This is a genomic window from Pseudomonas sp. 01L34, assembly GCF_056400265.1.
In genome coordinates this window covers 47,090-72,811 of sequence record NZ_JBFTSX010000008.1, presented here as the reverse complement: position 1 = coordinate 72,811, position 25,722 = coordinate 47,090, and the positions used below count along the sequence as shown (strand labels likewise).

The 25,722-nt window shown below is 59.2% G+C and carries 22 protein-coding genes, 4 tRNA genes and 1 pseudogene; 16 read left to right on the top strand and 11 right to left on the bottom strand.

Annotation, left to right across the window (positions count from 1 at the left end):
- Genes AC1DQM_RS24000 through thiO form a run of 4 tightly spaced genes read left to right on the top strand, consistent with a single transcriptional unit; the run spans position 1 to position 5,161 of the window.
- On the top strand, positions 1-480 hold the full coding sequence (locus tag AC1DQM_RS24000) for a pilus assembly PilX family protein (protein WP_138866327.1): 480 nt from the start codon (positions 1-3) through the stop codon (positions 478-480).
- Positions 467-3,589 carry a pilus assembly protein gene (locus tag AC1DQM_RS23995; protein ID WP_477746957.1) on the top strand — a complete coding sequence of 1,041 codons (3,123 nt, stop codon included), beginning with the start codon at positions 467-469 and terminating at the stop codon, positions 3,587-3,589. Before AC1DQM_RS24000 ends, AC1DQM_RS23995 begins: the two co-directional genes overlap by 14 nt.
- Positions 3,590-3,602: 13 nt before the next feature.
- Positions 3,603-4,004 carry a type IV pilin protein gene (locus tag AC1DQM_RS23990; RefSeq protein WP_018925895.1) on the top strand — a complete coding sequence of 134 codons (402 nt, stop codon included), beginning with the start codon at positions 3,603-3,605 and terminating at the stop codon, positions 4,002-4,004.
- Between the two features lie 56 nt (positions 4,005-4,060).
- Positions 4,061-5,161 carry a glycine oxidase ThiO gene (gene thiO / locus AC1DQM_RS23985; protein WP_477746956.1) on the top strand — a complete coding sequence of 367 codons (1,101 nt, stop codon included), beginning with the start codon at positions 4,061-4,063 and terminating at the stop codon, positions 5,159-5,161.
- Positions 5,162-5,180: 19 nt separating this feature from the next.
- Here the strand turns inward: thiO and AC1DQM_RS23980 are convergent, their stop codons facing one another.
- From AC1DQM_RS23980 to AC1DQM_RS23965, 4 genes are all read right to left on the bottom strand, one after another.
- Complete coding sequence (locus tag AC1DQM_RS23980) at positions 5,181-6,527, bottom strand: sigma-54-dependent transcriptional regulator (RefSeq protein ID WP_477746955.1); 1,347 nt, start codon at positions 6,525-6,527, stop codon at positions 5,181-5,183.
- A complete protein-coding gene (locus tag AC1DQM_RS23975; RefSeq protein ID WP_477746954.1) occupies positions 6,524-8,113 on the bottom strand; it encodes a sensor histidine kinase in 1,590 nt (529 codons plus the stop codon). Before AC1DQM_RS23975 ends, AC1DQM_RS23980 begins: the two co-directional genes overlap by 4 nt.
- Entirely contained in the window at positions 8,103-8,336 is a 234-nt protein-coding gene (locus tag AC1DQM_RS23970; RefSeq protein WP_007938406.1) for a PP0621 family protein, read from the bottom strand. The genes AC1DQM_RS23975 and AC1DQM_RS23970 overlap by 11 nt, the downstream gene beginning before the upstream one ends.
- Before the next feature lie 136 nt (positions 8,337-8,472).
- Positions 8,473-9,489 (bottom strand): outer membrane protein assembly factor BamD, encoded by a 1,017-nt coding sequence (locus AC1DQM_RS23965; RefSeq protein WP_064620430.1) that lies wholly within the window; start codon positions 9,487-9,489, stop codon positions 8,473-8,475.
- A gap of 151 nt (positions 9,490-9,640) precedes the next feature.
- On the opposite strand from AC1DQM_RS23965, the gene rluD reads away from it, so the two are divergent.
- The 9 genes and pseudogenes from rluD (at position 9,641) to AC1DQM_RS23920 (ending at position 16,507) form a co-directional block, all read left to right on the top strand.
- Complete coding sequence (rluD, locus tag AC1DQM_RS23960) at positions 9,641-10,603, top strand: 23S rRNA pseudouridine(1911/1915/1917) synthase RluD (RefSeq protein ID WP_007901932.1); 963 nt, start codon at positions 9,641-9,643, stop codon at positions 10,601-10,603.
- Positions 10,600-11,322, top strand: coding sequence for a peptidoglycan editing factor PgeF (pgeF, locus tag AC1DQM_RS23955; RefSeq protein ID WP_477746953.1), 723 nt, complete (start codon positions 10,600-10,602; stop codon positions 11,320-11,322). Before rluD ends, pgeF begins: the two co-directional genes overlap by 4 nt.
- Positions 11,323-11,452: 130 nt before the next feature.
- Positions 11,453-14,017: an ATP-dependent chaperone ClpB gene (gene clpB, locus AC1DQM_RS23950; protein ID WP_018925901.1), complete on the top strand. Its 2,565-nt coding sequence runs from the start codon at positions 11,453-11,455 to the stop codon at positions 14,015-14,017.
- Positions 14,018-14,316: 299 nt separating this feature from the next.
- Positions 14,317-14,392, top strand: a tRNA-Asn gene (locus AC1DQM_RS23945).
- Positions 14,393-14,401: 9 nt separating this feature from the next.
- A tRNA-Pro gene (locus AC1DQM_RS23940) sits at positions 14,402-14,478 on the top strand.
- 5 nt (positions 14,479-14,483) lie between these two features.
- A tRNA-Lys gene (locus tag AC1DQM_RS23935) sits at positions 14,484-14,559 on the top strand.
- 95 nt (positions 14,560-14,654) lie between these two features.
- Positions 14,655-14,731, top strand: a tRNA-Pro gene (locus AC1DQM_RS23930).
- Positions 14,732-14,881: 150 nt separating this feature from the next.
- Positions 14,882-15,652: pseudogene (locus AC1DQM_RS23925) on the top strand (MCP four helix bundle domain-containing protein); the annotation flags it as partial.
- Complete coding sequence (locus AC1DQM_RS23920) at positions 15,644-16,507, top strand: methyl-accepting chemotaxis protein (RefSeq protein ID WP_477747012.1); 864 nt, start codon at positions 15,644-15,646, stop codon at positions 16,505-16,507. The pseudogene AC1DQM_RS23925 and the gene AC1DQM_RS23920, both read left to right, overlap by 9 nt.
- 62 nt (positions 16,508-16,569) lie before the next feature.
- On the opposite strand, the gene AC1DQM_RS23915 is transcribed toward AC1DQM_RS23920, so the two are convergent.
- From AC1DQM_RS23915 to AC1DQM_RS23890, 6 genes are all read right to left on the bottom strand, one after another.
- A complete protein-coding gene (locus AC1DQM_RS23915) occupies positions 16,570-16,971 on the bottom strand; it encodes an HvfA family oxazolone/thioamide-modified RiPP metallophore (RefSeq protein ID WP_138866324.1) in 402 nt (133 codons plus the stop codon).
- 339 nt (positions 16,972-17,310) lie between these two features.
- Positions 17,311-18,609, bottom strand: coding sequence for an NAD(P)/FAD-dependent oxidoreductase (locus AC1DQM_RS23910; RefSeq protein ID WP_477746952.1), 1,299 nt, complete (start codon positions 18,607-18,609; stop codon positions 17,311-17,313).
- A gap of 60 nt (positions 18,610-18,669) precedes the next feature.
- The gene (locus tag AC1DQM_RS23905) at positions 18,670-18,843 is read right to left on the bottom strand and encodes a DUF3094 domain-containing protein (RefSeq protein WP_032830895.1); all 174 of its coding nucleotides are present in this window, start codon (positions 18,841-18,843) and stop codon (positions 18,670-18,672) included.
- A gap of 162 nt (positions 18,844-19,005) precedes the next feature.
- On the bottom strand, positions 19,006-19,632 hold the full coding sequence (locus AC1DQM_RS23900; RefSeq protein WP_007938395.1) for a DUF1780 domain-containing protein: 627 nt from the start codon (positions 19,630-19,632) through the stop codon (positions 19,006-19,008).
- A 110-nt stretch (positions 19,633-19,742) separates the two neighbouring features.
- Positions 19,743-20,192 carry a potassium channel family protein gene (locus AC1DQM_RS23895; RefSeq protein WP_018930176.1) on the bottom strand — a complete coding sequence of 150 codons (450 nt, stop codon included), beginning with the start codon at positions 20,190-20,192 and terminating at the stop codon, positions 19,743-19,745.
- Positions 20,193-20,214: 22 nt separating this feature from the next.
- Entirely contained in the window at positions 20,215-21,318 is a 1,104-nt protein-coding gene (locus tag AC1DQM_RS23890) for an AI-2E family transporter (RefSeq protein WP_138866323.1), read from the bottom strand.
- Positions 21,319-21,566: 248 nt separating this feature from the next.
- Here AC1DQM_RS23890 and AC1DQM_RS23885 point away from each other — a divergent pair, with 248 nt between their 5' ends.
- Genes AC1DQM_RS23885 through AC1DQM_RS23875 form a run of 3 tightly spaced genes read left to right on the top strand, consistent with a single transcriptional unit; the run spans position 21,567 to position 25,437 of the window.
- Positions 21,567-22,934: an aromatic acid/H+ symport family MFS transporter gene (locus AC1DQM_RS23885; RefSeq protein ID WP_477746951.1), complete on the top strand. Its 1,368-nt coding sequence runs from the start codon at positions 21,567-21,569 to the stop codon at positions 22,932-22,934.
- Positions 22,931-24,151 carry a benzoate/H(+) symporter BenE family transporter gene (locus AC1DQM_RS23880; protein ID WP_477746950.1) on the top strand — a complete coding sequence of 407 codons (1,221 nt, stop codon included), beginning with the start codon at positions 22,931-22,933 and terminating at the stop codon, positions 24,149-24,151. Before AC1DQM_RS23885 ends, AC1DQM_RS23880 begins: the two co-directional genes overlap by 4 nt.
- A 17-nt stretch (positions 24,152-24,168) precedes the next feature.
- Positions 24,169-25,437 carry an OprD family porin gene (locus tag AC1DQM_RS23875; protein ID WP_477746949.1) on the top strand — a complete coding sequence of 423 codons (1,269 nt, stop codon included), beginning with the start codon at positions 24,169-24,171 and terminating at the stop codon, positions 25,435-25,437.
- A 9-nt stretch (positions 25,438-25,446) separates the two neighbouring features.
- Here the strand turns inward: AC1DQM_RS23875 and AC1DQM_RS23870 are convergent, their stop codons facing one another.
- Positions 25,447-25,689: a DUF2790 domain-containing protein gene (locus tag AC1DQM_RS23870; RefSeq protein ID WP_477746948.1), complete on the bottom strand. Its 243-nt coding sequence runs from the start codon at positions 25,687-25,689 to the stop codon at positions 25,447-25,449.
- Between the last annotated feature and the right edge of the window lie 33 nt (positions 25,690-25,722).

Sequence of the window (25,722 nt, the reverse complement as noted above, 5' to 3'; positions counted from 1 at the left end):
ATGAGTCGTGCGTCCATGACATCTCACGCCCAGCGCGGCATGGCGCTGTTGGTCAGCCTGGTGTTTCTCCTGGTGCTGACATTGATCGGTCTCTCGTCGATGCAGAGCGCCACGTTGCAGGAGAAAATGACCAGCAGCGTGATCCTGCGCAACCAGTCGTTCCAGGGCGCGGAAGCGGCGTTGCGGGTCGGTGAAAGCGCGGTGCAACTGAACTCCTACTCGTTGCCGGTCTGCAGTGGCACCAGCCAGTGCGCACCGCCGGCCGAGGCGTCGGTCATTACCGCCGCCGGGTTCAACTCCACCTCGGGGGTGAACTGGATCGCCTCCGGTAGCGGCTTTTATGGAGTGCAGAACATCGGCACTACCCTGACTGCCGTGAATGTGCCGAGCAACACATCGGCAACCCTTTATCGGGTGACCGCCGTGGGCATCGCGGGCAGCTCGCGCAGTGTGGTGGAGAGTATTTATGCGAAGTACTGAGACCCGGACAGGCTGGCGCCATTGGTTACTGCAGCTGCTCTGCGGCGCGGTCTTGAGCCTTTACCTGGCAGCGCCGACCTACGCCTTCACGCCCTCGGATTCTCCGCTGTTGAGCGCCGCCGCCGTGCCTGCCAATGTGATGCTGCTGCTCGATGACTCGGGGAGTATGAACAACATTATCTGGGCGGCCGGCTTCGACCCGACGGTCGCACGCACCCCGGTGACGATTTGCCTCTCCAATGGTTCGTGCAACAAAGGCCGCGACCTGGACATGACCGATAACAATATCGCCTTGTCGAGTTTGAATCATGGAACATGCTCGAAGGCCGGATGGTACGGTTTTTATAAAAACAGCCTTCTCGGTCTGGATTCGCTTTGCCTGAAGCTTCCCGATCCGGTGGGAAGCGAGGACACGCGGTATACGGCGAATTATTTGTCCTACCTGATCAGCCTGGCCAACAACACTGACCGGGACTTCACCGACGGCTCGATCCCCAACGATTACCGGATGAACGTGGCGCGCAACGTTTCCAAGACGTTGGTGGCCAATAACCGTTCGCTGCGCATCGGCCTGTCGACGTTCAACCTGGCGGTCGGCAACCATAAGAATGACGGCGGTTACATCGCCCGCTCGATCAGCGATTTGTCGGCGGTCAGTGGCACTGTGACCCAGGCTCAGGCCGATACCAATTACACCTCACTGATCGCCGGGATCAACGAGCTGAGCGCGCAAGCCAATACGCCGCTGGCGGAAGCCTATTACGAGATCACTCGTTATTTCCGTGGCATGGCGCCGTACAACAACTCGACGCCCGACACCTATACCAGTCCGATTCAGTACCGTTGCCAGAAAAACTACGGGGTGGTGATCACCGATGGTCTGCCGACCTACGACCGAACCTTTCCGACCGACGATCCGCTGGGTGGCAGCCGGTTACCAAACTGGGACGGGATCAGCAGTAACGATGGTGCTGACCCTTCAGGCGACGATGAGGGCGACACCCTGTACCTGGATGACATTGCCAAGTTCGCCTTCGATATCGACATGCGTTCCACGGGAACCGATGCCGCGGGTAAAAGCTGGAACGCCCTGGATTTTCCCAAGCAGAACATGAACACCTATACCGTGGGTTTCACCGCTGCAAACCAGATGTTGGCGGATGCCGCGACCTATGGGCAGGGCAAGTATTACCAGGCGAACGACAGTGCGGGACTTAACAATGCACTGTCTGCCGCCCTGAGCGACATCACTTCCAAGGCCGGCTCAGGTGGCAGTGGCGTAGCCAGCGGCACGACCCTGACCAGCGACTCGAGATATTTCCAGACCAGTTACGATCCCAAGGACTGGCGGGGTACGATCAAGTCCTTCGGCTTCACGTCGGCGGGCGCGGTTAACACCGCCGCCGTGCTGTGGACGACCGACACCACCATCGTGCCCGGCGCCACCGCGCCGACCTACCAGTCCTGGAACACGCAAACCAACGCGGCGGTCACCCTGGCTTACAGCAATTTCTCTACGGCGCAGCAGACCACCCTCAACCAGGGGCTGCCTACTGGCATCAACGGCAACGATCTGGTGGAGTGGAGCAAGGGCATCAACAAAACCGGGCTGAAAGTTCGCAGTGTATTGCTCGGCGACATCATCAATTCGCCACTCGTGCTGGCCTCACCCATGGACAAAACCGCGTCCGATCTGGTGGCAGACACCAGCTACAGCACTTACCTGACCACCAAAGCCGCCAACATGAATGCCAGCCTGGTGGTGAATGCCAACGACGGTTTTGTAAACATCATCAACTCGGCCAACGGTGTCAGGCGTTATGCCTACATGCCCTCCAGCGTGCTGCCATCGCTGAACGACATCGCTGATCCCACTTACATTAACGGTGTGAGCCACAAGTTTCTGGTCGATGGCCAGGTCGGCGTGTTCGATGCCCAGCTCAACAGCGCCTGGAAAACCCTGGCGATTGGCGGAACGGGGGCGGGCGGCAAAACCTTCTATGCGCTGCAATTGTTCGACGCATCGGCTGGTAATGAAACTAAAGCACTGTGGGAAGTCAGTGCGCCGGCCACGGCCAATACAGCGAACGTTTTCAATGATCTGGGTTATGCCTATGCGCGCCCCGAAGTGGCACGCTTGGCCGATGGTCGCTGGGCCGCGTTTATCTCCAACGGCTATGGCAGCAACTCCGGGGTGGCAGCGTTGTATGTGGTGGATATTCGCGACGGCTCGCTGATCAAGAAAATCGTGGTCGACAGTACCGAAACCACCAACGGCCTGTCGTCGGTGAAGCTCAGGGTCAACTCGCAGAATGTGGTGCAGGCTGCCTATGGGGGCGATCTGAAAGGGCGGTTGTGGAAGTTCGATTTGAGTGGCACCACCCCTGACACCTGGGGCGTGGCGTTTTCCGGCAAGCCGTTGTTCACCACTGCAGGTGGCGCGACCCAGCCGATTACCGCGCAACCGTTGCTGGCGGATCACGTGTTGGGCGGCAAGGAGGTGTTTTTCGGCACCGGCAAATTCAATGAGGTTGCCGACAAGACCAACAAGGATCTGCAGGCGTTCTACGCGGTATGGGATGCCGAGGGGGGCGCGGGGCAAATCACCGTTTCCAGTTTGCAGGCGCAGGCGGTGACCGGCGTGTTTTCGGGCAGCACCGGGCAATTCATCACCACCAGCCAGAACGAGGTGACCTACCCGGCCAAGAAAGGCTGGTACTTGCCCCTGGTGTACAACAACGTGCTGACGGGGGAGCGGGTGATCTATCAGGCCAGTCTGGTATCAGGGCGAATTGTATTTACCACGCTCAGCGTGGATACCGTGGACCCCTGTGCCAGCTTCGGTACCGGCAAACTGGTCGAACTCGATGCGTTCAGCGGTAAGATGCTCAATTACGCGGTACTCGACACCAATGCCGACGGGGTGGTCGATGGCAACGACACGATTTCCAGCGGGGTGATCTTCACCGGTGGTATCCCGACCCTGAACGCGGTCGTCAATGACGCAACCCGCAAGATTGTGAACGACTCCGGTGGTGGCGTGACCACTCTGGTGGAAAAATCCGGTGGCGGCAGCGGCCGTCGCATCATGTGGCGACAAATACAGTAAGTGAGAGTGAGGCATGCGCAGATCCAACCGAGGTTTTACCCTGATCGAAATCATGATCGTGATTGCGATCATCGGGATCGTCATCACCATTGGCTATCCGAGCCTCACCGAGTACATAAAAAAGGGCCGCCGTACTGAAGTCGCCGGGTTGCTTTCCGAGCAGGCGCAGATCCTCGAGCGTTTCTATTCGAAGAATAATGTCTACACCAATGCCACCGGCCTCAGCGCCGGCAATGATTTCTACACCATCACCCCGACCCTGACCGATCAGACTTTCCTGCTGACGGCAACACGCAAGGCCGGTTCGACCATGGCCAGCGACAAGTGCGGTGATTTCACTCTCACCAATACCGGTGTCAGGAGTATGGTCAATGCCGCGTCCGGCCTGGCCACCAAGGATTGCTGGGGGCGCTGAGTTCCTTTTTCGGGCGCCTTTTGCGCCCTCTGTCTATTGAACGGTTGGATCAGAACATGAGCAGTCAACAGCAAGTGGTGATTGTCGGTGGCGGGGTGATTGGCCTGCTGACGGCGTTCAATCTCGCGTCCGAAGTGCAGAGCGTGGTGCTGCTGGACCGCTCGAACGTCGGTCAGGAGTCTTCCTGGGCCGGTGGCGGGATCGTTTCGCCGCTCTACCCATGGCGCTACAGCCCGGCGGTCACTGCACTGGCTCATTGGTCCCAGGATTTTTATCCACAACTGGCCCAGCGTTTGTTCGCTGCCACCGGTGTCGATCCTGAAGTGCACACCACCGGGTTGTATTGGCTGGACCTGGATGACGAGGCCGAAGCACTCGCCTGGGCCAAACGGGAGAACCGTCCGCTGCGGGCTGTGGATATCTCTGCGGCCCACGATGCAGTGCCGGTATTGGGCGCCGGTTTTTCGCGGGCGATCTACATGGCTGATGTGGCCAATGTGCGTAATCCACGGCTGGTGAAATCCCTCAAGGCCGCCTTGCTGGCGCTGCCGAACGTGACGATTCATGAGCAATGCGAGGTCGGTGGGTTTATCCGTGAAGGCGCTGCGGTGGTCGGGGTACAGACCTCGATGGGGGCCATTCGGGGTGATGAGGTGGTTTTGACAGCGGGGGCCTGGAGCGGTGACTTGCTGAAAAAGCTGGGCCTGGAGCTGCCGGTCGAACCGGTCAAGGGGCAGATGATTCTCTACAAGTGCGCGGCGGATTTCCTGCCGAGCATGGTCCTGGCCAAGGGGCGTTATGCCATTCCCCGGCGCGACGGGCACATCCTGATCGGCAGTACGCTGGAGCATGAGGGCTTCGACAAGACGCCAACCGACACGGCGCTGGAAAGCCTGAAGGCATCGGCGGTGGAATTGATTCCGGCATTGGCGGATGCCGAGGTGGTGGGGCATTGGGCGGGGTTGCGGCCCGGGTCGCCTGAAGGAATCCCCTATATCGGTCGGGTGCCGGGATATGACGGGCTCTGGCTCAACTGCGGGCATTACCGTAACGGGCTGGTGCTGGCGCCGGCGTCATGTCAGTTGTTTGCCGATGTGATGCTGGGGCGGGCGCCGATTATCGACCCTGCGCCGTATGCGCCAGCCGGACGAATCTGACAGAGGAGCTGTTAACGGTTCAATCCAGCCCCAATTTCTTCAGCCTGTAACGCATCGACCGAAATGACAGATTCAATCGCTGGGCCGCCGCCGTGCGGTTCCAGCGGGTTTCTTCCAGGGCCTGGAGGATGAGTTTGCGTTCGACGTTTTCCAGATAGGCTTCCAGATTATCGATCTGTGTCAGGTCTGGCACGCCGCCGTCCGGGTTGCAGTTGCCTTCCGCCAGACGCAGGTCGCTGGCTTCGATCTGTTTGTTCTCGCACAAGGTGTGAGCCCGTTCGAGCATGTTCTCCAATTCCCGAACGTTTCCAGGAAAGCGATAGTTTTTCAGCGCTTCGAGGGCTTGTGGGTGGAGTTTTGCGGGGGGCTGGCCAGTGCTGGCCGCCAGTCGCTTGAGCATATTGTTGGCCAGAAGCTCAATGTCGTCGCGGCGTTCGCGCAAGGACGGTACTCGCAGCTCGATCACGTTCAGGCGGTAGTACAAGTCCTGGCGAAAGCGTTCGGCGGCGACTTCGGCATCGAGGTCTTTGTGAGTGGCGCAGAGGATGCGCACATCGACCACGGTTTCCTGCTGGCCACCGATGCTGCGAACGGCTTTCTCCTGTATGGCCCGCAGCAGTTTGACCTGCATTGCCAGCGGTAGGTCAGCCACTTCGTCGAGGAACAAAGTACCGCCGTGGGCTGCCTGGAACAGCCCGGGCTTGTCTTCGATGGCGCCGCTGAAACTGCCTTTGCGATGGCCGAAAAACTCGCTTTCCATCAGTTCTGACGGGATTGCCCCACAGTTCACCGGGACGAACGGTCGGCTGGCGCGCGGGCCTTGGTCGTGGATCAGTCGAGCGACCAGTTCCTTGCCGCTGCCGGACTCGCCACTGATGTAGACCGGGGCTTGGCTGCGGGCCAGTTTGTCGATTTGTTTGCGCAGGTTGCGCATTGGCAGCGAGTCGCCCAGCAGCCGACGGTCGATGCCGCTGCTGGCGCCGCCTGGCGCTGGCAAACTCAGGGCGCTGATGACCAGTTCGCGCAGGCGGGTGAGGTCGACGGGTTTGGTCAGGAAGTCGAAGGCGCCGGCCTTGAGGGCATTTATTGCTGTCTCCAGGCTGCCGTAGGCGGTGATCATCGCCACCGGCACTTGCGCATAGCGCTGCTGGATATGCTGCACCAACGCCAGACCAGTGCCGTCAGGCAGGCGCATGTCGGTCAGGCACAGGTCGAACGTATCCCGTGCCAGTAGCGCCTGCGCTTCTGCGAGGTTGCGTGCGCTGGAGGTGTCGAGTTTCATCCGTCCCAGGGTGATTTCCAGGAGTTCGCGGATATCCGGCTCGTCGTCGACGATGAGGATTTTTTGCCGTGGGCTCGTGTTCAACTTTGTTTCCGTCCGTGAGCAAAGGTGATGCGAAAGCAGCCGCCGCCTTGGCGTGATTTGAAGTCTAGGCGGGCTTGATTGCTTTCGCACAGCTCACGGGACAGATAAAGCCCCAGGCCAGTACCCTGGCTGCTGGTGGTGAAGAACGGTTCGAACAAGTGAGTACGTTGGTCCGGTGCAACGCCAGGGCCATCGTCCAGGACTTCCAGGGTCGGCAACTGGCTGTCCGGGTCGATAAACAACTCAAGCCAGGCCTGCGCTCGATCATGCTTGAGGGCGCTATGGCGCCAGGCATTGCGCAACAGGTTATCGAGAATCTGGGTCAGCTGATCCGGATCCATCAGGGTTTTGAAGTCTCCCAAGCCGATGCGCAGGTTAATCTGCTGATGTTCTTTCGAGCCTTCGCGGGTTTCGGCGACGAAATGCTCCAGCCACGGCTTCAAATCGAGCCGTTGCGGCACGGTTTGCTGGCGACGGGACAATTGCAGGACGTTTTCGATTACCCGATTCATGCGCTGAGATTGGTCTTGAATAATCTGGGTCAGACGCCGGTCCGCACCGTTCAGTTCCTCGGATTCCTGCAGTAACTGCGCGGCATGACTAATGGCGCCCAGTGGATTGCGGATCTCATGGGCAATCCCGGCGGTCAGGCGACCGAGGGCGGCGAGTTTCAGTTGTTGGGCCTGTTGGGCGATTTGGGCGAGGTCTTCGAGAAAAACCAGCGTCTGGTGGTGCGGGCTTTGGTCCAGGGCAATGAAGCTTGGTTGCAGCTCGAGGCCGTTGCTGGCGATCTGCAGGCTTTGCGGGCGCAACGTTGGATTGTTGAGCCACAGTTGGAGCCGCTCGACCAACGGTATCGAGTAATCGTCGATCAACTGGCCGTCCAGTTTTTCCTGCCCCAGCAAGGTCAAGGCGCTGTGATTGGCCAGTTGCACCCGCCGCTGGTTGTCGAGCACCAGAATGCCCGTGCGCATGCGTTGCAGGATCAGTGCGTTGAGGGCTTCGAGACCGAGCACTTCACTGGCCCGCTGTTCGGCCAGGGTTTCGCTGACCTCCAATCGTCGGGTCAATCCCTGCACCAGCAGCGCCGCGGCAAAACACAGGGCGCCGAGGGTGCCGATTTGCAGGTAATCACTGGGGCTGGCGGGGTGGTTGAAGCTCAGGATGAAGCTCAAACCCACGATGCCAAGGGCACCGACCGCTGCGATAAGCAGACCGACACGCCCGCGCAGCAAGGTATTGCTGATGGCTACTGAGACGATCAGCAAATTGCCGATGGCACTGGCCATGCCGCCTGCGGCATAGAACAGGCCGCACAGCAGCAGGACATCGACCAGCGCCAGGCCGAACAGCTGCGCGGGGCGCCGGGTGTTCCCCAAAAAGACCACCAGCAGGATATTCAGTACCAGGTACAACCAGCTGCCGTTGCGCAGCAGGTCGTCATTGGCGAACTTCAGCAACTGGTTGTCCATGTTGCTGGAGATCAACAGCACCAGGGTGATGCCGACGCTTAAGCGGTAGAGGTGATAGAGGCGCAGCAGTCGCTGGGCCTGTTTGTTGCCTGGGCTGGGCGTCTCAGCGATCACTTGAGCCCGGGCCTTGCTCAAGGTGAGCCTGGCTGCAATACCACTGTTGTTCGAGTTTCAACGCGCGGTCGCGGGGCAGGTGTACGCCGCAATGAGCACAGCGAACCATGGGCGGAGCATCTTGCTCGCGCGGCATATTGGCGACCGACGTCGGGCCCTTGAACTTGCGCCAGAACCATACGGCAGCGGCAATCAGGGCGATCCAGAACAATAGACGAAGCATGGTGAGCTGCTTTTTGATTAATGAGTTGGCAGTTTAGCCAAGGACGGGTCAAGCGCACAGTGCAATACATTCACCTAAAAATCCGGCAATAAAAAAGGCGCCTCGAAAGGCGCCTTCCCGGTACAACATCCCTATGTCAGTCGAACAGGCCGAAGGTCATGTGGCTGAACCAGGAACGGTCGGTGTTGCTGGACTCGGGTTCTGGTTCTTCGATCACATCGCCGTTTTCATCTTTAGGCTTGAGCTCGTTGGGAATCGCGTCCTTGGCATCCTGGAACTGCTTCTGCACGTCCTGGTTGGCGCGGGTTTCGCCCGGCGGCAGTGGCGGACGGGATTCGATCAGGCCCAGGGTGGCCTTGCTCAGCCACGAACGGTTGTCGGCTTCGGCTACCGATGGCACGAACTGACCGTCCACCAGGCTCGGGTGGTTCGGGTAGTTGAGTTTCAGGGTTTCGAGGCTGGTCGCAGCCAGTTCGTCCAGGTGCAGGCGCTGGTAGGCTTCGGTCATCACCGCCAGGCCGTCACCGACCGATGGGGTTTCCTGGAAGTTTTCCACTACATAACGGCCACGGTTGGCGGCGGCAACGTAGGCCTGACGGGTCAGGTAGTAGTCGGCAACGTGGATTTCATAGGCCGCCAGCAGGTTGCGCAGGTAAATCATGCGCTGCTTGGCGTCCGGCGCGTAGCGGCTGTTCGGGTAGCGGCTGGTCAGCTGGGCGAACTCGTTGTAGGAGTCGCGGGCAGCGCCCGGGTCACGCTTGGTCATGTCCAGTGGCAGGAAGCGCGCCAGCATGCCGACGTCCTGGTCAAAAGAGGTCAGACCCTTGAGGTAGTAGGCGTAATCGACGTTCGGGTGCTGCGGGTGCAGACGAATGAATCGCTCGGCGGCGGACTTCGCAGCCTCAGGCTCGGAGTTCTTGTAGTTGGCGTAGATGAGCTCGAGTTGAGCCTGATCGGCATAGCGACCGAACGGATAACGCGACTCCAGGGCCTTCAGCTTTGCTGTGGCGGCGGTGTAGCTATTGTTGTCCAGATCGTGCTGAGCCTGCTGGTACAGCTCGACTTCGCTCAGGTTTTCGTCTACGACTTCCTTCGATGAGCAAGCAGCGGTCAATGCGAGGATGGCGATCAGCAGCAGGTGTTTCACTTGCATGGCGGCTTGCGTCCCTATGACGGCCGCTGTCTTGGGCGGGGCCGTCCTGTTATGATGAGTGCCCCGTTGAAAAGCCTCGGGGCAAAAGACGCCGTATTTAACCACAAGCGCGCAGCCGAAACCAAAGGCTGTGCCGACGCCTAGTCTGAGCATGTCCGATAAAATTGAACTTCGCGCAGAGGTGCCGTCCGAATTGGGCGGCCAACGCCTCGATCAAGTCGCCGCACAATTATTCGCTGAGCACTCGCGCTCGCGCCTTTCCGCCTGGATCAAAGACGGCCGCCTGACTGTGGATGGGGCGGTTATCCGCCCGCGAGACATCGTTCACGGTGGCGCCATTCTTGAACTGACTGCCGAGCAGGAAGCTCAGGGCGAATGGATCGCTCAAGACATCGAGCTGGACATCGTCTATGAAGACGACGACATCCTGGTGATCAACAAGCCTGCGGGCCTGGTGGTGCATCCGGCCGCAGGTCACGCCGACGGCACCTTGCTCAACGCCTTGCTGCACCACGTGCCGGACATCATCAATGTGCCCCGCGCCGGTATCGTGCATCGTCTGGACAAGGACACCACCGGTCTGATGGTGGTGGCCAAGACCATTCAGGCGCAGACACAGCTGGTCACTCAATTGCAGAGCCGCAGTGTCAGCCGGATCTATGAGTGCATCGTAATCGGTGTAGTGACGGCCGGCGGCAAGATCAACGCACCGATCGGTCGTCACGGCCAGCAGCGCCAGCGCATGGCGGTGATGGAAGGTGGCAAGCAAGCCGTCAGTCACTACCGCGTGCTCGAGCGTTTCCGCTCCCACACTCATGTGCGAGTGAAGCTGGAAACCGGTCGTACGCACCAGATTCGCGTGCACATGGCGCACATCAACTACCCGTTGGTCGGAGATCCTGCCTACGGCGGTCGTTTCCGTATTCCACCGGCCGCCAGCGTGACCATGGTCGAATCCCTGAAGAATTTCCCGCGTCAGGCGCTGCATGCGCGGTTCCTGGAGCTGGATCATCCGACCACCGGTAAACGCATGAGCTGGGAATCGCCACTGCCGGATGACTTCGTCTGGTTGCTGTCGCTGCTCAAGCAAGACCGCGAGGCGTTCATCGGATGACCTGGCTGACGCCTGACTGGCCCGCGCCGGCCAGCGTCAAAGCCTGCGTTACCACCCGTGAGGGCGGCGTCAGTCTGGCGCCGTTCGACAGCCTCAACCTCGGCGATCACGTTGACGACAGCCCTGAATCCGTCGCCGAAAACCGCCGTCGTCTCACCGATCGTTTCTCGATTCAGCCGGCCTGGCTGCAACAGGTTCACGGCATTGTCGTGACCCAAGCGGACCCAAACCTGGTAGCCACTGCCGACGCCAGCTGGACGGCAACACCCGGTATCGCTTGCACAGCGATGACCGCCGACTGCCTTCCTGCGCTGTTTTGCGACCGTGCCGGCACCCGCGTCGCTGCCGCCCATGCCGGTTGGCGCGGGCTGGCGGCGGGTGTGCTGGAAGCGACCCTCGACAGTCTGGCTGTATCGCCCGAAGACGTACTGGTCTGGCTCGGCCCGGCCATTGGCCCTCAAGCCTTTGAAGTCGGCCCGGAAGTGCGCGAAACCTTCGTCCAGCAATTGCCTGAAGCCGCCAAAGCCTTCGTGCCGAGCCAGAATGCCGGCAAGTTCATGGCCGACATCTATGAACTGGCGCGTTTGCGTCTGGCCGCTCGCGGTGTCACCGCTGTTTATGGCGGTGGTTTCTGCACAGTGACCGATCCACGTTTCTTTTCTTACCGCCGCAGTCCTCGCACCGGCCGGTTTGCCTCTCTGATCTGGCTCGAACGCTAGACTTCTCTGATCTACATCAACTGCACGACGCTTGAATCTCCCAGAATCGACCACATCTATAGCGGTATCTGGCAGGTTTCTTTATTCGGGATGTTTATAGGTCCGGCCTGCTCAAAAGGAAGGTGAACCCATGCGTATAGACCGTTTAACCAGCAAGCTGCAGTTAGCCCTGTCCGACGCCCAGTCCCTGGCTGTCGGCCTCGATCATCCGGCCATTGAACCGGCGCATTTGATGCAGGCCATGCTTGAACAGCAGGGTGGTTCGATCAAACCCCTGCTGATGCAGGTAGGTTTCGACGTCAACAGCCTGCGTAAAGAACTGACAAAAGCGCTCGATCAGCTGCCGAAAATCCAGAACCCGACCGGCGACGTGAACATGTCGCAGGATCTGGCACGCCTGCTCAACCAGGCCGATCGCCTGGCCCAGCAGAAGGGTGACCAATTCATCTCCAGCGAACTGGTGCTGCTCGCCGCGATGGACGAGAACAGCAAGCTCGGCAAATTGCTGCTCGGCCAGGGCGTGAGCAAAAAGGCGCTGGAAAACGCGATCAACAATCTGCGCGGCGGTGAGGCGGTTAATGACGCCAACCAGGAAGAGTCTCGGCAGGCGCTGGATAAATACACCATCGACCTGACCAAGCGCGCCGAAGAGGGCAAGCTCGATCCGGTGATCGGCCGTGACGATGAAATTCGCCGCACCATTCAGGTACTGCAACGCCGCACCAAGAACAACCCGGTGCTGATCGGTGAACCTGGCGTGGGTAAAACCGCCATCGCCGAAGGCCTGGCTCAGCGCATCATCAACGGTGAAGTGCCGGACGGTCTCAAAGGCAGGCGCCTTTTGTCCCTGGACATGGGGGCATTGATTGCCGGTGCCAAATACCGCGGCGAGTTCGAAGAGCGCCTCAAGTCCCTGCTCAATGAACTGTCGAAGCAGGAAGGGCAGATCATTCTGTTCATCGACGAGTTGCACACCATGGTCGGTGCGGGCAAGGGCGAAGGCTCGATGGACGCGGGCAACATGCTCAAACCGGCATTGGCTCGCGGTGAGCTGCATTGCGTCGGCGCGACCACGCTCAACGAGTACCGTCAATATATAGAGAAGGATGCGGCCCTCGAGCGGCGCTTCCAGAAGGTCTTGGTGGACGAGCCGAGCGAAGAAGACACCATCGCCATCCTGCGTGGTCTGAAAGAGCGCTACGAAGTTCACCACAAGGTGGCAATCACCGACGGTGCAATCATCGCCGCGGCCAAGCTCAGCCATCGCTACATCACGGACCGCCAGTTACCGGACAAGGCCATCGACCTGATCGACGAAGCCGCCAGCCGCATCCGCATGGAAATCGATTCCAAGCCGGAAGTGCTGGACCGTCTGGAGCGTCGCCTGATTCAGCTGAAGGTGGAATCCCAGGCGCTGAAGAAAGAAAGCGACGACGCGGCGAAGAAACGTCTGGAAAAATTGCAGGAAGAAATCGCCCGTCACGAGCGTGAGTATTCGGATCTCGAAGAGATCTGGAACTCGGAAAAAGCCGAGGTCCAGGGTTCGGCACAGATCCAGCAGAAAATCGAACAGTCCCGTCAGGAACTGGAAGCCGCGCGCCGTAAAGGCGATCTGAACCGCATGGCCGAGCTGCAATACGGGGTGATCCCGGACCTGGAGCGCAGCCTGCAAATGGTCGACCAGCACGGCAAAAGCGAAAACCAGTTGTTGCGCAGCAAGGTGACTGAAGAAGAGATCGCTGAAGTCGTGTCGAAATGGACCGGCATCCCCGTGGCGAAAATGCTCGAGGGCGAGCGCGAAAAACTGATGAAGATGGAAAGCCTGTTGCACCAACGTGTGATCGGTCAGGACGAAGCAGTGATCGCCGTCTCCAACGCAGTGCGGCGTTCCCGTGCCGGGTTGTCCGATCCGAATCGCCCGAGCGGTTCGTTCATGTTCCTCGGCCCGACCGGTGTCGGTAAAACCGAGTTGTGCAAGGCGCTGGCCGAGTTCCTCTTTGATACTGAAGAGGCGATGGTACGGATCGACATGTCCGAGTTCATGGAGAAGCATTCCGTGGCTCGTCTGATCGGCGCGCCACCGGGCTACGTGGGCTATGAGGAGGGCGGTTACCTGACCGAGGCGGTGCGTCGCAAGCCTTACTCGGTGATCCTGCTGGATGAGGTCGAGAAGGCCCACCCGGATGTGTTCAACATCTTGCTGCAAGTGCTCGAAGATGGCCGTTTGACTGACAGCCATGGCCGCACGGTGGATTTCAAAAATACCGTGATCGTCATGACCTCCAACCTGGGCTCGGTACAGATCCAGGAACTGATAGGGGATCGCGAAGCGCAGCGTGCAGCGGTGATGGATGCGATTTCCACGCACTTCCGGCCGGAGTTCATCAACCGGGTCGACGAAGTGGTGATCTTCGAGCCACTGGCTCGGGATCAGATCGCGGGCATTACCGAGATCCAGTTGGGTCGCCTGCGTAGCCGTCTGACCGAGCGCGAGCTGAAGCTTGAGCTGAGTCCGGAAGCGATGGATAAGCTGATCGCCGTCGGTTACGACCCGGTCTATGGCGCACGGCCGCTCAAACGGGCGATCCAGCGCTGGATCGAGAACCCGCTGGCACAGCTGATTCTATCGGGTCGTTTCATGCCCGGAGAGACCGCCAAAGGTGTGGTGGAGCACGACGAAATCGTCTTTGTCTGATCCCCAGTGGCAACAAAATGAAAGAGGCCTCGCATTGCGAGGCCTTTTTTTCGATAGGCTGTTGAACTCAAAGGAAAATGCTTGTAAAGTGCGCCCCGCAGTAAGTCACCCCGAGAGGGTTTCTGCTCCCCAAGCAGGAATCTGAAATAAGTTGCAAATCATTAACTTGAAAGCAATTTAGGGGGTTGACAGAGGTGCTTAAGATTGTAGAATAGCGCGCCTCAGACACACGAACGCAGCGATGCGAACGGGTCGAAGAGGTGAAGCAAGCTTCACAGTTGTAAATTGAAATATGTAGTTCCGTGATAGCTCAGTCGGTAGAGCAAATGACTGTTAATCATTGGGTCCCAGGTTCGAGTCCTGGTCACGGAGCCAATTTCAAACCGGGGTATAGCGCAGTCCGGTAGCGCGCCTGCTTTGGGAGCAGGATGTCAGGAGTTCGAATCCCCTTACCCCGACCATTTTTGGGTCGTTAGCTCAGTTGGTAGAGCAGTTGGCTTTTAACCAATTGGTCGTAGGTTCGAATCCCACACGACCCACCATTTTTGAAACCAGTTAACGCTGGGATCGAATCTTAAGATCAGACGCCAAAAGCTCTGTTCGCAGAAGGCGCCTTTCAAAGGTGCCTTTTTTTTACCGGGGTATAGCGCAGTCCGGTAGCGCGCCTGCTTTGGGAGCAGGATGTCAGGAGTTCGAATCCCCTTACCCCGACCATATTAAAAATCCTCGTATCGAAAGATACGGGGATTTTTTTTGTCTGCGAAAAAGCAGATCGCTTCAAGTCATCGTACAACTTGCCGATAACGAGCTAACGGGGCACGGACAGGGCCTCGACTCCAGCCAATAAAAACAAAGGCGCTCGTTATGTTTCTTCGTCAGCTGAATATTGCCCCTCGCGCCGCGCTGGGTTTTGCCTTGATCGCGGTACTGGTGGCATTGCTCGGGGTATTTGCACTGGGGCAGATGTCGAGCATTCGCGACAGCGAGGTGGCGGTGGAGGCCCAATGGTTGCCGAGCATTCGCGGCGGTGACGAGATCCGCGAGCTCATGTTGCGCATCCGTACCATTTCCCTGCGCATGGCCTTGGATCAAGATCCGAAGAACATCGCCACTTACCGCAGCCAAATGGACACGCGCGACAAGGAATTGAGCGAGAAAATTGCCGCTTATGACAAATTGGTCACCACCCCTGAGGGCCAGGAGTTGTATGACCAGTTCAAAAAAACCTTCGCCGCCTACGGCAGCGGCATCGCCCAATCCTTCACCCTCGCTGAGCAAGGGAGGCGTGACGAGCTGACCAAACTACTTCTGGTCGACATGAAGACTGTTGTCGACGGTTCGGGCAAACAGCTCAACGATCTGGCGGAACTGTTCACCCGGCTAGTGGCCGCCGAGAGCCGGAAATCCCAAGAGCACTATGCCACCTCCCGGATGATCGTCAGCCTGTTTATTGCCCTCGCGGCGCTGGCCACGGTCGGCCTTGCGATGCTGTTGACCCGTAGCATCGTCAAACCCTTGGCAGAGGCGTTGAACGCTGCGGAAAACGTGGCACGAGGCGATCTGACCCGCCCCATCGAGACCCATGGCAACGACGAAGTGAGCCGCTTGCTCAAGGCGCTGGCGACCATGCAACACAACCTGCGTGACACCTTGCAGGGCATCAGCGGTTCGGCGGCGCAATTGGCGACGGCAGCCGATGAATTGAACGCGGTCACCCTCGACAGCACCCAGAATCTGCAACAGCAGAACAACGAGATTGAACAAGCGGCGACAGCCGTCACCGAAATGACCGCCGCGGTGGAGGAGGTCGCACGCAACGCGGTTTCTACCTCTGACGCCACGCGCCAATCCAGTGAGTCGGCACACGTTGGCCATCAGCGAGTGAGCGAAACCGTGAGTGCCATCAGCGCCCTTGCCAGCGACGTGCAGACGACGGGCGGCTTGGTGCAGTCGCTGGCCAGCCAGTCTCAGGACATCGGCAAGGTGCTGGATGTGATTCGTGCCATTGCCGAACAGACCAATTTGCTCGCCCTCAACGCGGCCATCGAAGCGGCGCGTGCGGGCGAAAGTGGTCGAGGTTTCGCGGTGGTTGCCGACGAAGTGCGTGCCCTGGCGTACCGCACGCAACAGTCGACTCAGGAAATCGAACAAATGGTTCAGGGCATGCGTACTGGCTCAACCCAGGCGCTGGACTCCATGCAAGCCAGCTCCTCGCGGGCCGCCAGCACCCTGGCATTGGCGGAGCATGCGGGCGAAGCGCTGCAGACCATCACCGCTTCGGTTCACCAGATCCACGAACGCAACCTGGTGATCGCCAGCGCCGCCGAGGAGCAGGCGCAAGTGGCGCGTGAAGTTGATCGCAACCTGGTGAACATTCGCGATTTGTCGGTACGCTCCGCTGCTGGCGCCGATCAGACTAGCGCCTCCAGCCATGAGCTGTCGCAGTTGGCCAATTCGTTACGGACCATGGTGCAGCGGTTTCAGTTGTAAATCCGCCGGATGAAAAAAAGCCCCGCTCCTCGATGGAGAAGCAGGGCCTGGTCTTCATTGGCTTAGCTGTTGTCTTTCAGGTGCTCGAACAAGCCTTTTGGCATTTGTTTGCCATTGGCTTCGTAGCTGGCTTTCACATTGTCGAAAGCCTCCTGTTCCGAGATTTGACCATCGTGGTTGGTGTCGATCTTGTCGAAGTCGCCCTTGGGCGCCACTTTCAGGAACTCCGCACGGGACACCTGACCATCGCCATCGGTGTCGGTCTTGGCCATCGAGGCATCGCCGCACTTGCCTTCGCCACATTTGCCTTCTGGGGTTTTTACCGAAGTTTCGGCGGAGGCGACCATGTAGCCCTGGGTCAGTGGCTGCGCGGCGAATACGGAACCGGACAACATCAGGCCGCCGGCCAGGACGGCTCCGAGCAGGCCAACGGTGTTTTTGCTGAGAGTAGTGGTACGGGACATTACAAATCTCCTGGGTTGCACGACACAACCGTTCGATAAAGGACGCCACGCAAGTGCGGCGATGACCGAAGCAGGCGGTGCCTTGCTCGGGTGTGGCCATTTAGCGGGCGCGGTGTATCGCTACTGTGTCGTGCAAGGAGGGAGTTTGTAAGCGAAGGGGTGAAATCGTGGGGGAGATACAGTGAGACACAGAAGTGTTCACGGGGTAGACCGAGGCGCCTGCATCGCGGGCAAGCCACGCTCCCACAGTTAATCTTTGTTGGCCGCATATTTGCGTACGACGCAGATCCTGTGGGAGCGTGGCTTGCCCGCGATGAGGCCCTGACAGACGCCGAAAATTTAGTGCAACTTGAGCCGCGGCTCGGTCCCACGCCCAATCTTGCTACCCAGCATCAACATCGCCGTACGGAACGCGCCATACAGCGCCATCTGGTGCATGCGGTACAGCGACACGTAAAACATCCGCGCCAGCCAGCCCTCGAGCATCACGCTGCCGGTCAGGTTGCCCATCAAGTTACCCACAGCCGAAAAACGCGACAGCGAAATCAGCGAGCCATAGTCGGTGTATTTGTATTCCGGCAGGGCCTTGCCTTCGATCCGTAGTTTCAGCGATTTGGCCAGTAACGAAGCCTGTTGGTGGGCCGCCTGGGCGCGCGGCGGCACATTGCGTTCGCTGCCCGGTTGCGGGCAGGCCGCGCAGTCACCGAAGGCGAAGATGTTCTCGTCGCGGCTGGTTTGCAGGGTCGGCAGTACTTGCAGCTGGTTGATGCGGTTGGTTTCCAGGCCATCGATGTCCTTGAGGAAACCCGGCGCACGAATCCCGGCGGCCCAGACTTTGAGGCTGGCGTTGATTACCTGGCCGTCGGCGGTAATCAGGCTGTCGGCGGTCACTTCGCTGACCGCGGCATTGGTCATGACGTTGACCCCGAGTTTCTCCAGGGTTTTATGCACAGGTCCGCCGATCCGCTCCGGCAGCGCCGGGAGAACCCGTGGCCCGGCTTCGATCAGGGTGATGTGCATGTTTTCCGGCTTGATCCGGTCCAGGCCATAAGCGGCCAGTTCATGGGCGGCGTTGTGCAGTTCCGCTGCCAGTTCGACCCCGGTGGCACCGGCGCCGACGATGGCCACGCTGATCTGTTGCACGGTGTCGGTCTGTCCGGCGTGCGCGCGCAGGTAGTGATTGAGCAGTTGCTGATGGAAGCGCTCGGCCTGTTTGCGGGTGTCGAGGAACAGGCAGTGTTGCGCCGCGCCTTGAGTGCCGAAGTCGTTGGTGGTGCTACCGACCGCGATCACCAGCGAGTCGTAAGGCACTTCGCGCGCGGGTACCAGTTCAAGGCCAGCGTCGTCGTAGGTGGCGGCCAGCTGGATTTTCTTCTGTGTGCGATCGAGCCCGCTCATGCGCCCCAGCTGGAACTCGAAATGGTTCCATTTTGCCTGGGCAACATAGTTGAGTTCGTCTTCGGAAGAGTTGAGCGATCCAGCGGCCACTTCGTGCAACAGCGGTTTCCAGATGTGGGTCAGGTTCGCGTCGACCAGCATCACACTGGCCGTGCCGCGCTTGCCCAGAGTCTTACCCAGACGGGTAGCCAACTCCAGACCGCCGGCGCCGCCGCCAACGATGACAATACGATGAGTCATGGGGATATCTCGCAAGGCTAAAAGAAATCGGTGCAATTACCCGAGCGAGCGCCAGGCAGCTCATAGCGTCAGGTAACTGATCAAGCGGCTCAACAGGCCTAGGCCAATGGTCACTGCCAACACCACCACCAGGAGCATCCACGGCCGGAAAGGCCGGCGCTCGACTCGGTGCTGGGACAGGTGCAGGTACTCTTCGACATGCTTCTGGTCGTCGGGGTTCAGGCGGCTGGTCATAAAGGCCTCGTCGGGTAGACGTTGCTGAATGTGCAGACGTTACAGCAGATTGTCTGCAAGCGTTGAACGGTGCATGTGGTTCGGGTGAACGATTGCGCTTTGTAACATTCGGCCAGCGATTGCGCCATCCGTGCAGGGTTGCCGGTATCTGTGGCGGGGGACTCACAAGCTGATCCCGACATCGAAGACGATGCTGCGCCCCAGGTTGCTGCGCAGGAAATCCGGGGCATCCGGGTGGGCGAAGAGTACGCGGGCGAAGGTCGGACCGACCAGCGACAACGAGCGCCAGCCCTGGCGCAGGTATTCGGTGGGCGGCGGGAAGTGGCTGTTGAGGTCCAGCACTTCGCGCTTGAGGCTGGCGAAGGCGATGATGTCCAGATCCCCCAGGTCCATGCCGCGCTCTTTGTAGTTGTGGGCTTTTTTGCGCAAGGTTGGCGCCAGTCTCAGCAGAAATTCATTAGCCGGGATCCGCCGGGGCTTGGCCTCGCGGCGCACCAGCTGGCTCAGGGAGAACGCGCTGCGCCGACGTTGCAGCTCATCACGCCATTCATCATTGAGGCGCCGGCCCTCGTCGAGCACGAAGAACACCTCGAAATTCGCGTCGCGAAACAGCACGTCCGGCGGCTCTCCGGCGGGGGCAAACTCGTCGGCGCGATAGGGAATGTTCAGACCTTGCAGCAGGCGCTGGCAAACCCAACGCTCACGCTCCCATTTGCGGGCATTGGAAAGGAACGTGTTGGCTTGCTCGGCCGCAATGGTCAGCAGGCGTAAATAATCTGAGTCATCCATAGGCCCAAGCTTAGCGTTCAAATGTGATCTGAATAATAAAGTCTGTCGCAAAAGAAAAAAGGCTGTCGCGATTTCTTCAGATAGAACCTTACCTGCTTTTTCTGACGTACCTATAGGTGTTCGCGCTGTTGTAGCCTTTCCATGCTGTGTTTGATGACATCCATCACCGCAGCGGTCATGACTGAGGTAGAGACACCAAACATCAGGATGCCGTTGGCTGCTTCCAGTGGGCCAAGCAGACGCCAGCGTGGGGACATGATGATATCGCCATAGCCCAGCGTGGCGAAGTTGACTGCCGAGTGATAGAGCGCAGTGGCGAATTCGTCGAATTCGTCGAGCAACATGAACAGGGTGGCCCAGATGGCGATCTGCACGAAATTGCCGAGCAACATCAGCACCATGACCATCGACAGCAACAGGATATTCAGCCATTGCGATTCACGATTTGGATGGGTATGCCTGAAATGCACGTAATGGCGCAAACAGATAGTTATGAAAACGGCTTGCATCAGCAGGCAGAACAGCATCACGGGGAGACCGGCGAGTAGATTCAACAGCATGGCGATATCCTCGGCAGACGTGTCAGATCGGTCCCTGGCGGTCTGTCCCGGGTTCTTGCGCTTTATCGTCCACCCATTGCCAGAACAGCCGATAACCAACCGCCAATATCACAGGGCCGATAAACAGGCCGAGGATACCGCTCGTGACCATGCCGCCCAAGGCACCGATCAGCACCACCGGCATTGGCACATCGACACCTCGGCCTAACAGCAACGGCTTGAGGACGTTATCGACCAGGCCCGCAACGAAGACATAGATGGCAAACACAATGGTCGCCGTACTGGCACCTTCGTTCGCGAAGACGTAGACGATGACCGGAAGGGTAATCAGGGTGGCCGGTAATTGCATGATGCCAATAAGCAGCACCGCCAAGGCGAGAAGACCTGCGCCGGGGATGCCCATGGACACAAAGCCGATGCCGATCAACAGCATCTGGATGAAGGCGATGCCGACCACGCCCAACGCCACTGCCCGGATGGTCGCGGTGCACAGCTCGGTGATTTTCGGTCCCTTGACCGGGCCGCAGAAGCGCGAAGCGATTTGCACTGCGCTGCGGTGGCCACTTTCACCATAGGCTAAAAAAATACCGGCAATAATCAGGGCAAAGATAAATAAAAGGAGCCCCATGCCGGCCCCCGCCAGCTTGCTCAGCAGGGAGAGGCTGACACCTTTGATTTGCGGTATGAACTTCTGTAGCAGGTCGGGCAGGTTGGTGACAGCTTGTGTCCATAAGCCATGAAGGGGTTTGCCCACGAGTGGCCAGCCGGCCACCGCGTCGGACGGAGGGGGGATATGGAAACTGTCACTTTTGACCATGCTTATCGCCCGTTCCACGGAGTCTGCAATCGAGGTTCCCAACAAATAGGCAGGCACCATAAGGATGCAGATGGCGATCAGCACAATCAGCGTCGCGCTGAGCCCATCCTTGTTTCCCAGCGCGCCTTTGAACCTGACTTGTGACGGGTAGAGGGTGATTGCCAGGATTATCGACCACAGCATCAGATCGAGGAATGGACTAAATATCTGGAAGCAGAAAACCACCAGAACGGCGATCAACCCGGCACGAATCAGTACATCGAGCAGACCTCGGGAAAAAGCCTTTTCGGAAATGGGCGTGGGAACCATCGATTTTTCCTCCTATAGGAGCAAAGGCATGAGCCGGGTAAATCCAGCATAGACGTGCTCCTCGCCACAGGTTTCTCTGATTCAAGACCCTCTTTCCCCGCCCAACGCCCGGTTCCGGGCGGTGCACAAAACGGATAGCGATCTGCGCAAAGCGGATATTGCCCCGTGCCTGGCGACTTTACCCTCGGCTGTACGGACGTTAGCCGCGTTACCGACTCTTAAAAAAACAACAACAAGAGATAGATGCCATGCGCAAGATTGACGTACATGAGGTTATCGACAAGGCACGATTCAACCGCTTTCACTGGATGGTGCTGTTCTGGTGCGCCCTGATCATCATTTTCGACGGTTACGATTTGGTGATCTACGGCGTGGTGTTGCCGATGCTGATGAAAGAGTGGGGGCTCAGTCCTCTGCAAGCCGGCGCACTGGGAAGTTATGCACTGTTTGGAATGATGTTCGGCGCGCTGTTTTTCGGCCCGCTGTCAGACAAGATCGGTCGTAAAAAAGCCATCACCCTGTGCGTGATGCTGTTCAGCGGTTTTACCGTGCTCAACGGTTTTGCCAGTAACCCCACCGAGTTTGGCCTCTGTCGGTTCATTGCCGGGCTGGGCATTGGCGGGGTGATGCCCAACGTCGTGGCGCTGATGAATGAGTACGCGCCGAAGAAAATCCGCAGCACGCTGGTGGCGATCATGTTCAGCGGCTACTCGGTGGGCGGCATGCTCTCGGCGGGGCTCGGCATCGTGCTGATCCCAAGTTTCGGCTGGCAGTCGGTGTTTTACGTGGCGGTGCTGCCGTTGCTGCTGTTGCCGTTGATCATGTACTTCCTGCCTGAATCGGTGGGCTTCATGCTGCGTCAGGGGCGCAATGAAGAGGCGCGCAACATTCTCCAGCGAGTCGATCCGGCGTACATCGCGCAAACCGGCGATCAGCTGCACATGAGCGAAGTGAAGGGCAGCGGCACCCCGGTGTTGCAGTTGTTTCGTGAGGGGCGGGCGTTGCGCACGCTGATGCTGTGGCTGGCGTTTTTCTGCTGCTTGCTGATGGTCTACGCCTTGAGTTCCTGGCTGCCGAAACTGATGGCAAACGCCGGTTACAGCCTGGGCTCGAGCCTGTCGTTCCTGCTGGTGCTCAACTTCGGCGCCATTTTCGGCGCGGTCGGCGGCGGTGTGCTGGGTGACAAACTCAACCTGCCGCGCGTGTTGGCGGTGTTCTTCTCCGTTGCAGCCGTATCGATCACCTTGCTTGGCTTCAACAGCCCGATGCCGGTGTTGTACCTGCTGATCGCCATCGCTGGCGCCACCACCATCGGCTCGCAGATTCTGCTGTACGCCTGCGCCGCGCAGTTCTACTCCATGGCCATTCGCTCCACCGGTTTGGGCTGGGCGTCGGGCATCGGCCGCAACGGCGCCATCGTCGGCCCGCTGCTGGGCGGTGCCTTGCTGGGGATCAGCCTGCCGCTGCAATTGAACTTCATGGCGTTTGCCTTGCCCGGTGCGGTGGCCGCCATTGCCATGACCGTGTTCGCGATCAGCAGTCAGCGCAGCACCAAACATGCGCTGTCGGGCCTGCGTCATGGTTCGCCTGACGGGTCTGTCGGCGACGTTTCATGAAAGCGTTATTCCGGGATTTTTCCTTGTCGGCTGCCGTCGCCGGATTTATCGCGACGGTGATTTCCTACGCGGGCCCCTTGGTGATCATCTTTCAAGCCGCCGAAACCGCGCACCTCTCGCGAGAAGTGCTGTCGTCGTGGGTCTGGGCGATTTCCATCGGCAGCGCCGTGCTCGGCATCGGTTTGAGCTTGCGTTACCGGGTGCCGGTGATCATCGCGTGGTCGGCGCCGGGCTCGGCGTTGCTGGTGGCGCTGTTGCCGGGAATATCCATGCCCGAAGCGGTGGGCGCGTACCTGGTCAGCAGCCTGATTATCTTTCTGGTCGGGGTGTCGGGGGCATTTGACCGGATCATCGGCAAACTGCCCGCGGCGATTGCGGCGGCGATGCTGGCAGGGATTCTGTTCAGTTTCGGCACCGGGTTGTTCGTCTCGTTGCAAGGCAAGCCGCAGCTGGTGCTGGCGATGTTTGCCACGTACCTGATCTGCAAACGGGTGATGCCGCGTTATGCGGTGTTGATGGTGCTGCTGGTGGGCTGTTCCATCGCGTTTCTCGCCGGTGATTTGCACCGCGAAGCGCTGGTGATCGGTTTGGCCACGCCAGTGTGGATCACGCCTGCGTTCAGTTTGAGCGCGACGCTGAATATCGCCTTGCCGCTGGTGATGGTGGCGCTGACCGGCCAGTTTGTCCCCGGCATGGCGGTGCTGCGCGCCAGCGGCTACTCAACGCCCGCCGGCCCGATCATCGCCAGCAGTGCGTTGGGCACTGCGCTGTTGGCGCCGTTCGGTTGTCACGGGCTGAATCTGGCGGCGATTACCGCCGCCATCTGTACCGGTCGCGAGGCCCATGAAAACCCGGGCAAACGCTATGTGGCCGGGGTGGTGGGCGGTCTCTGTTATTTGGTGCTGGGGATCTTCGGCACCACGCTGGTTTCGTTGTTTTCGGCGTTTCCCAAGGAGTTGATCGCGGCCCTGGCCGGGCTGGCGTTGTTCGCTGCGATAGCCGGGGCGCTGGCTGGCGCAATGGCGGTGCCGAGTGATCGTGAAGCCGCATTGGTGACCTTTCTCACCACCGCCTCGGGCATGTCGCTGTTTGGGTTGTCTGCCGCTTTCTGGGGACTGATTTTCGGCATGGTCACCCACTGGTTGTTAAACGCCCGGCGTCCCATCGCTCGCAGCGCAAATGCTGCGACTGAAGCACTTCAACCTGTCGATCAATAAAAATAAGAGAAAAAACGATGAAACAGATTTTTCCAACAACCGGGTCAGTGTTGTCCATCGCTGTCGTCTCGAGTTTCTCCACCGGTGCGGTGGCCGCCGAGGGCGGCTTCATCGAAGACAGCACCGCCACCTTGCAAGCGCGCAATTACTACTTCAGCCGGGACTTCTCCGACATCGTAGGGGCCAATAAACAGTCGAAGGCCGAAGAGTGGGCACAGGGCTTCATTCTCAACGTCAAATCCGGTTATACCCAGGGTCCCGTCGGTTTTGGTGTGGATGTCATTGGCCTGCTCGGCCTCAAACTCGACAGCAGCCCGGACCGGGTCAATACCGGTTTGTTGCCGGTGCGCAATGATGGACGCGCGGCGAATGAATACAGTCGTCTGGGGGGCGCGCTGAAGGTGCGTTACTCCAAGACCGAATTGAAGGTGGGGGAGCTGCAACCCAACCTGCCGGTGCTGGCCTTCAGCGATATCCGTCTGCTGCCGCCCAGTTATCAGGGTGCAAGCATCAGCTCCAATGAGATCGAAGGCCTGACCTTACAGGGCGGTCATTTGAGTTCGACCAGCCTGCGCAACGAGGCTGGCGATGAAAAGATGCAAGCCATGCTCGGTCATGTACCCCAGCGTCAGGTCAGCAGCGATGGTTTCAACTTTGCCGGCGCCGACTACGCGTTCAATGATAAACGCAGCTCGGTCAGTGCCTGGTTCGGGCAATTGGAGGATATCTACAACCAGCGTTTTCTCGGCTTCAAGCACAGCGAGCCGTTGGGTGACTGGACCCTGGGCGCCAACCTTGGCTATTACGATTCGCGTGAGGACGGCAAAAAATTACTGGGCAATATCGACAACCAGGCGTTCTTCTCTTTGCTGTCGGCCAAGCGCGGCGGTCACACGTTTTATGTCGGCTACCAGGGCATGTTCGGCGACAGCGCCTTCCCGCGAGTGTTTGCCAACATCTCACCGCTGGGCAATGAGGTGCCGACCTACGAGTTTGCCTACACCGATGAGCGTTCCTGGCAGGCGCGTTACGACTACGACTTCGCTGCCCTCGGTGTGCCGGGGCTGACCAGCACCGTGCGCTACATCACCGGCAATAACGTCGACACCGGCAAGGGGTTTGAAGGTAAGGACCGCGAGCGCGATCTGGACATCGGCTATGTGTTGCAAAGCGGCAGCCTCAAAGGCCTCGGGATCCGCGTGCGCAACGCCATGGCGCGCTCCAACTACCGCAGTGATATTGACGAGAACCGCCTGATTCTCAGCTACACATGGAAGTTGTTATGACCGGAGCGATCACAGATCGGTGGTGCAGTTGCCTATGACTTCGTACGTCACGCGATGGGTCTGGCCCTGATGGTCGATATATTCCATGGTCGCTGGCACGACTCCGCAGGCGGTTGCGGTGTCTGTCACTGAAACGACCTTGGCGATGTCCAGTGGTTGTGCCGGGTTGTACGGGGTGGCAGCGGCTGGCTCGTTGGCGGCCAGGGCCGAGGTGGCGGCGAGGGTCAGGAACAGGCTGGTCAGGGTTTTCATTTTTCTGTGCTCTGTGTGGGTTCCAGTGTCTGA